The 12435-nt window shown below is 68.8% G+C and carries 11 protein-coding genes and 1 pseudogene; all 12 read left to right on the forward strand.

The window, feature by feature from the left end; all coding sequences use genetic code 11:
* Positions 1-11 precede the first annotated feature (11 nt).
* A pseudogene (locus tag G4H71_RS16140) lies at positions 12-801 on the forward strand (TIGR03084 family metal-binding protein).
* On the forward strand, positions 798-2519 hold the full coding sequence (locus G4H71_RS16145; protein WP_072738353.1) for an acyclic terpene utilization AtuA family protein: 1722 nt from the start codon (positions 798-800) through the stop codon (positions 2517-2519). The pseudogene G4H71_RS16140 and the gene G4H71_RS16145 overlap by 4 nt, the downstream one beginning before the upstream one ends.
* Complete coding sequence (locus tag G4H71_RS16150) at positions 2516-3673, forward strand: acyl-CoA dehydrogenase family protein (protein WP_072738352.1); 1158 nt, start codon at positions 2516-2518, stop codon at positions 3671-3673. Before G4H71_RS16145 ends, G4H71_RS16150 begins: the two co-directional genes overlap by 4 nt.
* Complete coding sequence (locus G4H71_RS16155) at positions 3670-5268, forward strand: acyl-CoA carboxylase subunit beta (RefSeq protein ID WP_072738351.1); 1599 nt, start codon at positions 3670-3672, stop codon at positions 5266-5268. The genes G4H71_RS16150 and G4H71_RS16155 overlap by 4 nt, the downstream gene beginning before the upstream one ends.
* Before the next feature lie 10 nt (positions 5269-5278).
* The gene (locus G4H71_RS16160; RefSeq protein WP_072738350.1) at positions 5279-7267 is read left to right on the forward strand and encodes an acetyl/propionyl/methylcrotonyl-CoA carboxylase subunit alpha; all 1989 of its coding nucleotides are present in this window, start codon (positions 5279-5281) and stop codon (positions 7265-7267) included.
* The gene (locus tag G4H71_RS16165) at positions 7264-8469 is read left to right on the forward strand and encodes an acyl-CoA dehydrogenase family protein (RefSeq protein WP_072738349.1); all 1206 of its coding nucleotides are present in this window, start codon (positions 7264-7266) and stop codon (positions 8467-8469) included. The genes G4H71_RS16160 and G4H71_RS16165 overlap by 4 nt, the downstream gene beginning before the upstream one ends.
* Before the next feature lie 10 nt (positions 8470-8479).
* Entirely contained in the window at positions 8480-9271 is a 792-nt protein-coding gene (locus G4H71_RS16170) for an enoyl-CoA hydratase family protein (RefSeq protein WP_072738348.1), read from the forward strand.
* A 66-nt stretch (positions 9272-9337) separates the two neighbouring features.
* The gene (locus G4H71_RS16175) at positions 9338-9943 is read left to right on the forward strand and encodes a TetR/AcrR family transcriptional regulator (RefSeq protein WP_072738347.1); all 606 of its coding nucleotides are present in this window, start codon (positions 9338-9340) and stop codon (positions 9941-9943) included.
* A 28-nt stretch (positions 9944-9971) separates the two neighbouring features.
* Positions 9972-10502, forward strand: a complete 531-nt coding sequence (locus G4H71_RS16180) for a DUF3558 domain-containing protein (RefSeq protein WP_072738346.1) — start codon at positions 9972-9974, stop codon at positions 10500-10502.
* Positions 10499-11035, forward strand: a complete 537-nt coding sequence (locus G4H71_RS16185) for a DUF3558 domain-containing protein (protein WP_072738345.1) — start codon at positions 10499-10501, stop codon at positions 11033-11035. Before G4H71_RS16180 ends, G4H71_RS16185 begins: the two co-directional genes overlap by 4 nt.
* A 455-nt stretch (positions 11036-11490) precedes the next feature.
* Positions 11491-11865 (forward strand): 30S ribosomal protein S12, encoded by a 375-nt coding sequence (gene rpsL, locus G4H71_RS16190; RefSeq protein WP_072738344.1) that lies wholly within the window; start codon positions 11491-11493, stop codon positions 11863-11865.
* Positions 11865-12335 (forward strand): 30S ribosomal protein S7, encoded by a 471-nt coding sequence (gene rpsG, locus G4H71_RS16195; RefSeq protein ID WP_072738343.1) that lies wholly within the window; start codon positions 11865-11867, stop codon positions 12333-12335. The genes rpsL and rpsG overlap by 1 nt, the downstream gene beginning before the upstream one ends.
* Positions 12336-12435 lie beyond the last annotated feature (100 nt).

Here is a 12435-nt window from a genome sequence, read left to right on the forward strand (position 1 = left end):
ATGCTGGCCTCATGGTTGAGCTGGGACCCTTCGTGGAGGATCTGCGGGCCGAGAGCGAGGCGCTCGACGCGCTGGTCGCCGAGCTCGCGCCCGAGGACTGGACGCGTGCCACGCCCGCAGCGGGCTGGACGATCGCGCATCAGATCGGGCATCTGAACTGGACGGACGAGGCTGCCCTCGTTGCGGCCACCGACGCCGAGGAGTTCGCCCGCGGCCTGCAGGCCGCGGCGGCGAACCCCACCGGATTCGTCGACGACGGCGCCGAGGAGAAGACGCACCTACCGCCGGGGCAGTTGCTCGACGAATGGCGAGTCGGACGGGAGAAGCTGGCGCAGGCACTCCTCGCACAGCCCGAGGGCACGAAGATCCCGTGGTTCGGCCCGCCGATGAGCGCGGTCTCCATGGCGACGGCCCGGCTGATGGAAACGTGGGCGCACGGACGCGACGTCGCCGACGCCCTCGGTGTGACACCGGAGCCCACGTCCCCGTCTCAGGAGCATCGCCCACCTCGGGGTCCGGACCAGGAACTTCGCCTATCTGATGAACGGACGGCAGGCTCCTGCCGACGAGTTCCGGGTGGAGTTGACCGCGCCCGACGGCTCGGTGTGGGCCTGGGGGCCCGAGGACGCGGAGCAGAGCGTGCGAGGCAACGCCGAACACTTCTGTCTGCTCGTCACCCAGCGCGCCCACCGGGACGACCTGGATCTCGTGGCGAGCGGTGACGATGCGAACGAATGGCTCTCCCTCGCACAGGCATTCGCCGGCCCCAGCGGCGGCGGCCGGGAGGCGGGTTCGCGATGACCGTGCGTATCGGCAACTGTTCCGGCTTCTACGGCGATCGTTTCGACGCCATGAGCGAGATGCTCGAGGGTGGCGAGCTGGACTATCTCACGGGCGACTATCTCGCCGAACTGACCATGCTCATCCTCGGCCGCGACCGGATGAAGAACCCGGAACGGGGCTACGCCAAGACCTTTCTGCGGCAGGCGGAACAGTGCCTGGGGACCGCCCTGGACAAGCGCGTGAAGATCGTCGCGAATGCCGGCGGCTTGAACCCGGCCGGTCTCGCGGAGGCACTGCGCGAGGTCGCCCGGCGTCTCGGACTGGATGCGCGGATCGCGCACGTCGAGGGCGACGATCTCATCGCCCGGGCGGACGAGTTGGGCTTCGTCGACGCCGGTCAGCCGGCACCGCTGACCGCCAACGCGTATCTCGGGGCGTGGGGAATCGTGGAGTGCCTCGGGGCAGGCGCGGACGTCGTCGTCACCGGGCGGGTCACCGACGCGTCGGTCATCGTCGGCCCGGCGGCGGCCCATTACGGCTGGAAGCGCGAGGATGTCGACCAGCTCGCCGGTGCCGTGGTCGCGGGCCACGTGATCGAGTGCGGTGCCCAGGCCACCGGGGGCAACTTCTCGTTCTTCACCGAGATCGCCGATCTGTCCCGGCCCGGGTTCCCGATCGCCGAGATCGAGCCCGACGGCTCGTCCGTCATCACCAAGCACCCGGGAACCGGCGGACTGGTCAGCGTCGACACCGTCACCGCCCAGTTGCTCTACGAGATCACCGGAGGCCGCTACGCGGGCCCCGACGTCACCGCGCGGATCGACACCGCCGTGCTGTCCGCGGACGGCCCGGATCGGGTACGGATCAGCGGCGTACGAGGCGAGGCACCGCCGCCGACGCTCAAGGTCTCGCTCAACTCGCTCGCCGGATTCCGCAACGAGGCGGTGTTCGTGCTCACCGGTCTCGACATCGACGCCAAGGCGGATCTGGTGAGGCGTCAGGTCGAGGCGGGGCTGGCGCAGCGTCCCGCCGACCTGGACTGGACGCTGGCCCGCACCGATCACGCCGACGCCGACACGGAGGAAGCGGCGAGCGCACTGCTGCGTTGCGTGGTCCGGGATCCGGACCCGAACGTCGTCGGCCGCCAATTCTCCTCGATCCCCGTGGAACTGGCGTTGTCGAGCTATCCCGGCTTCACTCTCACCGCACCACCGGGCGCGGGGCAACCGTACGGCGTGTTCACGCCCGGGTACGTCGATGCCGCCGAGGTGCCGCACGTCGCGGTGCTCCCGGACGGTACCCGGGTGGTCATCGCTCCGGCGCCGGTGACCCGTGCGCTCGAGGACCCGTCCGCGCCGGCGGCGCCTGCGCTCGGGGAGTTCGGGCCCACCGTCCGGGTGCCGCTGGGTCGTGTCGCCGGGGCACGCAGCGGAGACAAGGGCGGCAACGCCAACCTCGGAGTGTGGGTCCGCACCGACGAACAGTGGGCCTGGCTCGCGAACACCCTCACCGTGGATGCGGTCCGGGAGCTGCTGCCCGAGGCGGCGTCCCTGACCGTCACCCGCTCTCTGCTGCCGCATCTGCGCGCGGTCAACTTCGTGATCGAGGGAATCCTCGGCCGGGGAGTCGCCTCGCAGGCCCGATTCGACCCGCAAGCCAAGGGCCTCGGTGAGTGGCTGCGGTCGCGTCACGTCGACATACCGGAATCGCTTCTGCCGAAAGGACACTCCGCGTGAGTATCTGGAACACCGAAGAGCGTGGGCAATTACGCAAGACCGTTCACGGATTCGTGCAGCGACATGTGCTGCCGCAGCTCGACGAGTGGGAGCGGGCCGGGGAGATCCCCCGGGACCTGCACCGTACGGCCGCGGAACTCGGCCTGCTCGGCGCGGGCTTCCCGGAGGAGGTCGGAGGTTCCGGCGGCGACGTCGCCGACGCCGTGACCGTGTGCGAGGAGATGCATTACGCGGGCGCCTCGGGTGGACTGTTCGCCTCGCTCTTCACCTCGGGAATCGCGCTTCCACACCTGGTCGCAGCGGGGGATCCCGACCAGATCGACCGGTGGGTGCGGCCGACTCTCGCCGGGGAGAAGATCGGATCGCTCGCGATCACCGAGCCGGGCGGCGGATCGGACGTCGGTCACCTGCGGACCACCGCCGTCCGCGACGGCGACCACTACGTGGTCAACGGCGCCAAGACGTTCATCACCTCCGCCTGCCGCGCCGACTTCGTGGTGACCGCCGTCCGGACCGGAGGGACGGACCGTCCCGGTGCGTCCGGCGTGTCCCTGCTGGTGATCGAGAAGGGCACACCGGGATTCGAGGTCTCGCGCAAGCTGGAGAAGATGGGCTGGCTCGCGTCCGACACCGCCGAGCTGTCCTTCGTCGATGCCCGGGTGCCGGTGGGCAATCTCGTCGGTGCGGAGAACTCCGGATTCGCACAGATCGCGCAGGCGTTCCTCACCGAGAGGATCGCACTGGCCGCCCAGGCGTACGCCAGTGCGCAGCGGTGTCTGGATCTGACCCTGTCCTGGGTTCGCGATCGCGAGACCTTCGGGCGGCCGTTGATCAGCAGGCAGTCGGTACAGACGACCGTGACCGAGATGGCACGCCGGATCGACGTCGCGAGAGTCTATACCCGCAACGTCGTCGAGCGGTCCCTGGCCGGAGAGGGCGACCTCATCGCCGAGGTCTGCTTCGCCAAGAACACCGCCGTCGAAGCCGGTGAGTGGGTGGCGAACCAGGCAGTTCAGTTGTACGGCGGGCTCGGGTACATGCGCGAGAGCGAGGTCGAACGACAGTACCGGGACATGCGCATCATCGGGATCGGCGGCGGAACCACCGAGATTCTCACCGGGCTGGCAGCGAAACGATTGGGGTACCAGGCATGACCGCACTCAACTCGACCCTGGACACCGGGTCGGACGAATACGCCGAGGCCGCGAAGGCCATGGCGGCCAAGCTCGACGAACTCGACACCGACTACGCGAAGGCGCTCGGTGGTGGCGGCGAGAAGTACGTCGAGCGCCATCACAAGCGCGGCAAGTTGCTCGCGCGGGAACGGATCGAGTTGCTGCTCGACCCGGATTCGCCCTTCCTCGAGCTGTCGGCGCTGGCGGCCTGGGGCAGCGAGTTCCCGGTCGGAGCGAGTGTCGTCGTCGGGATCGGGGTCGTCGAGGGCGTCGAGTGCCTGATCGTCGCGAACGACCCGACGGTGCGCGGCGGAGCCAGTAACCCCTGGACACTGCGGAAAGTGTTCCGGGCCAACGAGATCGCCCAGCAGAACCGCCTTCCGGTGATCTCGCTGGTCGAGTCCGGTGGTGCGGATCTGCCCACGCAGAAGGAAGTCTTCATCCCCGGCGGTAAGATGTTCCGGGACCTGACCCGGGCATCGGCGGCCGGAATCCCCACCATCGCGCTGGTGTTCGGCAACTCCACGGCCGGCGGCGCATACATCCCCGGGATGTCCGACCACGTCGTCATGGTCAAGGAACGGTCCAAGGTCTTCCTCGCCGGGCCGCCCCTGGTGAAGATGGCCACCGGTGAGGAATCCGACGACGAGGCGCTCGGTGGAGCCGAGATGCACGCCCGCACGTCCGGGCTCGCCGACTACTTCGCCGTCGACGAGCAGGACGCGATCCGTATCGGACGGTCGATCGTGCGCCGGCTCAACTGGACGAAGAAGGGGCCGGCACCGCGCGCGGAGATCGCCGAGCCGCTCGCCGATCCCGAGGACCTGCTGGGCATCGTCCCCACCGACCTGAAGATCCCGTTCGATCCGCGCGAGGTGATCGCCCGGATCGTCGACGGCTCGGACTTCGACGAGTTCAAACCGCTGTACGGCTCGTCCCTGGTGACCGGATGGGCGCAGCTGCACGGCTATCCCATCGGCATCCTCGCCAATGCGCGGGGCGTCCTGTTCAGCGAGGAGTCCCAGAAGGCCACCCAGTTCATCCAGCTGGCGAATCGCTCGAACACCCCGTTGCTGTTCCTGCACAACACCACCGGCTACATGGTGGGCAGGGAGTACGAGGAGGGCGGCATCATCAAGCACGGTGCGATGATGATCAACGCCGTCTCCAACTCGACCGTTCCGCACCTGTCGATCCTCATGGGGGCGTCGTACGGTGCCGGTCACTACGGCATGTGCGGCCGCGCCTTCGACCCACGCTTCCTCTTCGCGTGGCCGAGCGCGAAGTCCGCGGTGATGGGCGGGGCGCAGCTAGCCGGCGTCATCTCCATAGTCGGCCGGGCCGCCGCGGAAGCGCGTGGCCAGGCCTTCGACGAGGAGGCCGACGCCGGGATGCGCGCGATGATCGAGAACCAGATCGAGGCCGAGTCGCTTCCTGCCTTCCTGTCCGGCCGCATCTACGACGACGGCATCATCGACCCCCGCGACACCCGCACGGTGTTGGGAATGTGCCTGTCCGCCATTGCCACCGCCCCGATCGAAGGCACCGCCAACTTCGGTGTCTTCCGTATGTGAGGAACGCGAGATGTTCAGTACTGTTCTGGTCGCCAACCGCGGAGAGATCGCCCGCCGAGTGTTCGCCAGTTGCCGCGCCGCCGGTCTGGGCACGGTGGCGGTGTACTCCGACGCGGATGCCGACAGCCCACACGTCGCCGAGGCCGATGCCGCGGTGCGGCTGACGGGGAACACTCCGGCCGAGACCTATCTGCGCGGGGACCTCGTGATCGACGCCGCCCGGGCCGCCGGTGCGGACGCTGTCCACCCTGGCTACGGCTTCCTCTCCGAGAACGCCGAGTTCGCCCGCGCCGTCACCGATGCCGGGCTGACCTGGATCGGGCCACCGGTCGCGGCGATCGAGTCGATGGGGTCCAAGGTCGAGTCGAAGAAGCTGATGGACGCCGCCGGGGTTCCGGTACTCACCGAACTCGACCCGGAGTCGGTCACCGCCGAACACCTGCCCGTCCTGATCAAGGCGTCGGCAGGAGGCGGCGGCCGGGGTATGCGCGTCGTGCGGGAACTGTCCGCGCTCGCGGGAGAACTCGAGGCTGCTCGCCGGGAGGCCGAGTCGGCGTTCGGTGATCCCACGGTGTTCTGTGAGCGGTACCTGGAGACCGGCCGGCACATCGAGGTCCAGGTCATGGCCGACACACACGGAGCAGTGTGGGCGGTGGGCGAGCGGGAGTGCTCGATCCAGCGGCGGCACCAGAAGGTGGTCGAGGAGGCGCCGTCCCCACTCGTCGAACGCACTCCCGGTATGCGGGAGCGGCTGTTCGAGGCGTCGCGCCTGGCGGCAGGAGCCATCGGATACGAGGGCGCAGGCACGGTCGAGTTCCTCGCCGACGAGGAGGGGAACTTCTACTTCCTCGAGATGAACACCCGGCTGCAGGTGGAGCACCCGGTGACCGAGTGCACGACCGGTCTCGACCTGGTGGATCTGCAGCTACAGGTCGCCGCGGGAGACCGACTTCCACTCGAACAGCCCTCGGTGCGTGGGCATTCGATCGAGGTACGGCTCTACGCCGAGGACCCGGCGCGGGACTGGCAACCGCAGAGCGGGACGGTGCACCGCATCGACGTTCCCGGTGTGGCCGCCGAGTTCGAGGTCCTGACACGTCCGGGTGTCCGGCTGGATTCCGGGGTCGTGGACGGATCCGTCGTGGGCGTGCACTACGACCCGATGCTGGCAAAGGTCATCTCGTTCGCACCGACTCGGGCGCAGGCGGCCCGGATGCTCGCCACGGCACTCGCACACTCGCGCATCCACGGGTTGCGCACGAACCGCGACCTGCTGGTGAATATCCTGCGTCACCCGGCGTTCCTGGCCGGCGACACCGACACCGCGTTCTTCACCCGGCACGGCCTGGACACGCTCTCCACACCGCTGGCGGACGATGTCGCCGAGGCGCTCTCGGCACTGGCCGCCGCCCTCGCCGACGCGGCACGGAACCGAGCGGACGCGAGGGTCCTGGGCGGACTGCCCTCGGGCTGGCGCAACTTGCCGTCTCTACCGCAACACAAGGTCTACGAGGGCGATACGGGCCCACGCGACATTCGGTACCGGCTCGGCCGGTACGGGCTGACCGCGGAGGGATTCGACGAGGTCGCTCTCGTGTCGGCGACGCCGGAGCGGGTGGTGCTCGACGTCGCCGGTCTGCGCCGTTCGTTCGACGTCGCCTGCTACGGATCACGGGTCCACGTCGACTCTCCTCTCGGTCCCGTGGCGCTGGAGATCCGCCCGCGCTTCGTCGACCCGGCCTCCGAGGTGGCGGCCGGTTCGTTGCTCGCACCGATGCCGGGGTCGGTGATCCGGCTCGGAGCGGAAGCCGGGGACACCGTGGTCGCCGGTCAGCCGATCCTGTGGCTCGAGGCGATGAAGATGGAACACACGATCACCGCTCCCGTCTCGGGCGTGCTCGCCGAACTCCCCGTGACCGTCGGCCAGCAGGTCGACGTCGGGTCGGTGCTCGCCGTGGTGGAAGCCGAAGCCGAAGCGACAGAACAGGAAGCGTCATGAGCGAAGGAACCTCCAGCTCCATCGAGAGCAGCTTCATCGAGAGCAGTTTCATCGAGAGCGAGGAGCGTAGGGAACTGCGCGCATCGGTGGCCAAGCTTGCCCAGCGCTACAACTACGTCGACTACGTGCTCCCGAGAGCGCGCCGGGGAGAGCCGCTCACCGAACTGTGGAACGAGGCGGGCAAACTCGGCTTCCTCGGGGTGAACCTGCCCGAGGAGTACGGCGGCGGGGGAGCGGGCATCTACGAACTGGCACTCGTGCAGGAGGAACTCGCGGCCCACGGGGCCGGCCTGCTGCTCGTGGTGGTGTCGCCGGCGATCTGCGGGACCATCATCGGAAAGTACGGGACGGCCGCGCAGAAGGAGCAGTGGCTGCCCGGGCTCGCCGACGGCTCGAAGATCATGGCCTTCGGGATCACCGAGGCCGACGCCGGTTCCAACTCGCACCAGATCACGACCACCGCGCGCCGCGACGGTGACGACTGGATCCTGCGGGGGAACAAGATCTACATCTCGGGTGTCGACCAGGCCGATGCCGTCCTGATCGTCGCTCGCACCGAAGATGCCAAGACCGGCAAGCTACGGCCCGCCTTGTTCATCGTCCCCACGGACGCCGAGAACTTCCAGCGCACGCAGATGGACATGGACATCATCGAGCCGGATCACCAGTTCATGCTGTTCCTCGACGACGTCCGGCTGCCCGCCGACGCCCTCGTCGGCGAACCGGATGCGGCCCTGATGCAGTTGTTCGCCGGGCTCAACCCGGAGCGGATTCTCGGCGCGGCGATGGCCGTCGGCATGGGACGCTACGCGATCGACGCCGCGGTGAAGTATGCCAACGAGCGCAGTGTCTGGAAGACGGCGATCGGTGCGCACCAGGGTATTTCGCATCCGCTTGCTCAGGTGAAGATCGAACTCGAGCTCGCGAAGCTGATGATGCGCAAGGCCGCGGTCCTCTACGATTCCGGCGACGACTTCGGTGCCGCAGAGGCTGCCAACATGGCCAAGTACGCTGCGGCAGAGGCGAGTATCAAGGCATTGGACCAGGCCATCCAGACGCACGGCGGAGCCGGGCTCACCGAGGAGTACGGGCTGGCCGCGATGCTGGGCGCGGCCCGGATCGCCCGGGTGGCGCCGGTGAGCCGCGAGATGATCCTGAACTTCGTGTCCCAGCACTCGCTGGGTCTGCCGAAGTCGTACTGAGGGAGCGGACATGACCGACAGCGAGGCCACGAGGGTGGACGCGGCGGAGGACGACCGGTACGTGCGTTACCACGTCGACTCGGGCCGGGCGACGCTCACTCTCGACTCACCACACAACCGCAACGCGATCTCCCAGCGCCTGGTGACCGAACTCCACGAGGGGCTCGCCGCCGCAGCAGCGGACGACGACGTTCGCGTGGTCGTGCTCACGCACACCGGTGGCACGTTCTGCGCGGGCGCGGACCTGTCCGATGCGTCGGCCGACTTCGAGACCCGGACGATGCAGATGGCGGATCTGCTGCGTGCGATCCTCGAACTGCCCAAGCCGGTGATCGCGCAGATCGACGGGCACGTGCGGGCCGGGGGGATGGGTCTGGTCGCCGCGTGCGATCTCGCGGTGGCGGGGGACTCGACCACGTTCGCACTCACCGAGGCGCGGCTCGGGCTGGCACCGTCGATCATCTCGCTCACCGTTCTGCCTCGCCTGACCTCCCGGGCGGCGAGCCGGTACTTCCTCACGGGCGAGAAGTTCGGCGCCCACGAGGCCGAGGCGATCGGGCTGATCTCCGAGGCGTCGGGCGATCCCGCCCGCACCGTCGCCGAGATCGTCGGCGACATCCGGGCCGGATCCCCGCAGGGGCTGGCCGCGTCGAAGGCGCTCACGACTCGCCCGATCCTCGCCGACTTCGATCGATCCGCGACCACGCTCGCCGCCGAGTCGGCCCGCCTGTTCTCCTCGGACGAGGCGCGGGAGGGCATGATGGCATTCCTGCAGAAGCGCCCACCCGCCTGGGCCGGGTAGACGGCGGCCGGGCCGGATCCAGGACGAGGTGGATCCAGGAAGAGGTATCGAGGAAGAGGACGGAACATGACGCGTGAACCCAAGCAGGACCGGAGTCGGGTCACGCGCCTACGGCTGCTCGAGTCGACGATCGACTGCCTCGCCGAGTTGGGATGGGGTGCGACGACGGTGAGCGTCGTCGCCGAGCGGGCCGGTGTCTCCCGCGGCGCCACCCAGCACCACTTCCCCACCCGGGAGGATCTCATCACCGCGGCCCTCGAGTACATGTTCGACGCCCGGATGGAGGAGGCGCGGCGGGAGTCGGCCGCGCTGCCGACGGGCGCCGGCCGCACCGAGGCCGTCGTGTCACGGCTCGTCGACTACTACACCGGGACGCTCTTCAAGGCCGCACTGCAGGTATGGACGGCGGCGGCGGCGGACCCGGAACTGCGGGCGCGCGTCCTGCCGCTCGAGGAGCGGTTCGGACGGATCGCGCACCGCACCGCGGTCGAGCATCTCGGGGTCGACGACAAGGATCCGCTCACCCACCGCCTCGTGCAGGCGACGCTCGACCTGGCCCGCGGGCTGGGTCTGGCCGACGTCCTCAACGACGACTCCCGCCGCAGGAGCGAGATCGTGCGGCAGTGGTCCCTCCAACTCGACATCGCACTCGCCGCGTCGTCCCGCGCCTGACGTCGCGACCGTGGGTAGAGTCACCGGCGTGTGGAGGAGAGCGGGGGCAGTGGCCGCGGTGTCGGCCGTGACGCTCGTCGCCGCCTGCGGTGACGGCGGCGATTCGCCGTCCCCGGTGCCCACCGGCGCGCCCACGGCCTCCGAGCCGACCGATCCCGGCCCCTTCCTCGGCGAATGCGGCTCGGTGACCGACGACGAGGTCGCCGCGGCTTTCGCGATGCCTCCGTTCACCATGATCACCCGCAACTCGGTGGGCTGTGAGTGGGAGGTCGGCGGTCTCGGCGGCCCCAGCGTGACCTTCTCCTGGTACCGCGGCAGTCCGATCGGCCGCGAACGGGCCGGGTCCGAACTCATCGGCAGGCCCGCCCAGGACATCTCGATCGACGGCAATCCGGGATTCATCGCCTCCTCGTCGGGCATTCTGTGCGAGCTCGGCGTGCAGTTCGACGGCGACTTCGCGCACTGGTCGGTGATGTACGGCAACTCCCGGCCCACCGCCGATCCGTGTGACGTCGCCCGAACGCTCGCCGAACTCGGCGTGTCGAGGATGCAGCGATGACGGGGCGCCGCTCCGGGGTCCGGGTCGCGGGGGCACTGGCTCTCGCGGCCGTCGCCGTCGCGTCCTGCGGTCGCAGTGTGGAGGGCACCCCCGTCGCGGAGGGGGCGTACGCCGGGAATCCGGAGCAGTTCACCGATCTGTTGCAGGAGTGCAATGCCGTCGCCGAGGACCAGATCGCGGAGACCGTCGGTGCCGACGCGATCGAGCGCGGCTTCCTCGGCGCGATCTGCCGGTGGGACGCGATCGGGGTGAACGGGACCGTGAAGGTGACGTTCCACTGGTTCGAGACGGGCACCCTCGACACGGAGCGGGAGACGGCGGAGCAGCTGGGTTACGAGGTCGAGAACGCCACGGTGCAGGGCCGTCGCGCGGTCCTCCTGCGGCCGCCCGCCGATCCGGGTTCCTGCGGGATCGCCCTCGGTTCGCCCAGCGTGGGAGTGGTGGGGTGGTGGGTCCAGTACGGCGGCGGGGCCGCGGACCCGTGTGCGGCGGCGATGAAGCTGGCCGATCTCACCGTCGATCTCAGCAGTTGAGCGAAACGGCGGCTCGTCGGTCGAGACGCCCACCGCCGCGATGGCCTATGGTGTCTTGCACCCGGCCCCATGACAGACGCCGACGAACCTGGCCCCATAACGGATCTTCTCCGCAGCAACCCGACGCGGTCGGACTCGCTTTGACCTTCGGCCGCGCCGCCGGGTATTGTTGTGGGTCGTGTCCGGCCAGTCCGGGCCGATCTGTGTGCCTAGCGAGGTATTGCCGTGCGCACGTTCGTGCAGACGCCTGTTCCGAACGCGCATCCGGTTGCCTGTGTTGGGGTATGCGACACGCCCGACCCTGGGGTGCGAGAAACGGTGTTTCACCAGTGGATTGTTCGACCGGGGGCCGGGTGAGAGGCAGCAGCTCTCTTGCCTCAACTGCTAGATCCCTAATTTCAGAACAGCCAAGGTTGCTTGTTCAGCAGTCTGTTCGCCAACGAGAAAGACGGTTAATGCCAACCATCAACCAACTGGTCCGCAAGGGCCGCCGCGACAAGGCCACCAAGGTCAAGACCGCGGCCCTCAAGGGCAGCCCGCAGCGTCGTGGCGTGTGCACCCGCGTGTACACCACCACGCCCAAGAAGCCGAACTCCGCTCTGCGGAAGGTCGCGCGTGTGCGCCTGACCAGCTCCGTCGAGGTCACCGCCTACATCCCCGGTGAGGGCCACAACCTGCAGGAGCACTCGATGGTGCTCGTCCGCGGCGGTCGTGTGAAGGACCTCCCGGGTGTGCGCTACAAGATCATCCGCGGCTCCCTCGACACCCAGGGTGTCAAGGGCCGCAAGCAGGCCCGCAGCCGCTACGGAGCGAAGAAGGAGAAGGGCTGATGCCACGTAAAGGTCCCGCTCCCAAGCGCCCCCTCATCAACGACCCGGTCTACGGTTCGCCGCTGGTGACCCAGCTGGTCAACAAGATCCTGCTGGACGGCAAGAAGTCCACCGCCGAGCGCATCGTGTACCAGGCTCTCGAGCAGGCTCGCGAGAAGACCGGCACCGATCCGGTCGTCACGCTCAAGCGTGCGCTGGACAACGTCAAGCCGGCCCTCGAGGTTCGTAGCCGCCGCGTCGGTGGTGCTACCTACCAGGTCCCCGTCGAGGTTCGCCCGGGCCGTTCCACCACGCTGGCACTGCGCTGGCTGGTGACCTTCTCGCGTCAGCGTCGTGAGAAGACCATGGTCGAGCGTCTCGCCAACGAGCTCCTCGACGCCAGCAACGGCCTCGGTGCCGCGGTGAAGCGTCGCGAGGACACGCACAAGATGGCCGAAGCCAACAAGGCGTTCGCCCACTACCGCTGGTGACGTACGTGTCGGAGCGGCCCACCCGTGGGCCGCTCCGACACCGTCGCAAGGTCGGCTCGGTTCGTCCGTGCCGGCAAGACAACAACTCGACAATGTGGCC

The sequence above is a fragment of the Rhodococcus triatomae genome (assembly GCF_014217785.1).
Lineage (GTDB): Bacteria > Actinomycetota > Actinomycetes > Mycobacteriales > Mycobacteriaceae > Rhodococcus_F > Rhodococcus_F triatomae.

What these genes read in the sequence shown, in the direction of transcription:
- G4H71_RS16175 (WP_072738347.1), top strand. Translation starts at nt 9,338, where the DNA reads ATGACGCGTGAACCCAAGCAGGACCGGAGTCGGGTCACGCGCCTACGG.
- G4H71_RS16185 (WP_072738345.1), top strand. Translation starts at nt 10,499, where the DNA reads ATGACGGGGCGCCGCTCCGGGGTCCGGGTCGCGGGGGCACTGGCTCTC.
- G4H71_RS16155 (WP_072738351.1), top strand. Translation starts at nt 3,670, where the DNA reads ATGACCGCACTCAACTCGACCCTGGACACCGGGTCGGACGAATACGCC.
- G4H71_RS16145 (WP_072738353.1), top strand. Translation starts at nt 798, where the DNA reads ATGACCGTGCGTATCGGCAACTGTTCCGGCTTCTACGGCGATCGTTTC.
- G4H71_RS16170 (WP_072738348.1), top strand. Translation starts at nt 8,480, where the DNA reads ATGACCGACAGCGAGGCCACGAGGGTGGACGCGGCGGAGGACGACCGG.
- rpsL (WP_072738344.1), top strand. Translation starts at nt 11,491, where the DNA reads ATGCCAACCATCAACCAACTGGTCCGCAAGGGCCGCCGCGACAAGGCC.
- G4H71_RS16165 (WP_072738349.1), top strand. Translation starts at nt 7,264, where the DNA reads ATGAGCGAAGGAACCTCCAGCTCCATCGAGAGCAGCTTCATCGAGAGC.
- rpsG (WP_072738343.1), top strand. Translation starts at nt 11,865, where the DNA reads ATGCCACGTAAAGGTCCCGCTCCCAAGCGCCCCCTCATCAACGACCCG.
- G4H71_RS16160 (WP_072738350.1), top strand. Translation starts at nt 5,279, where the DNA reads ATGTTCAGTACTGTTCTGGTCGCCAACCGCGGAGAGATCGCCCGCCGA.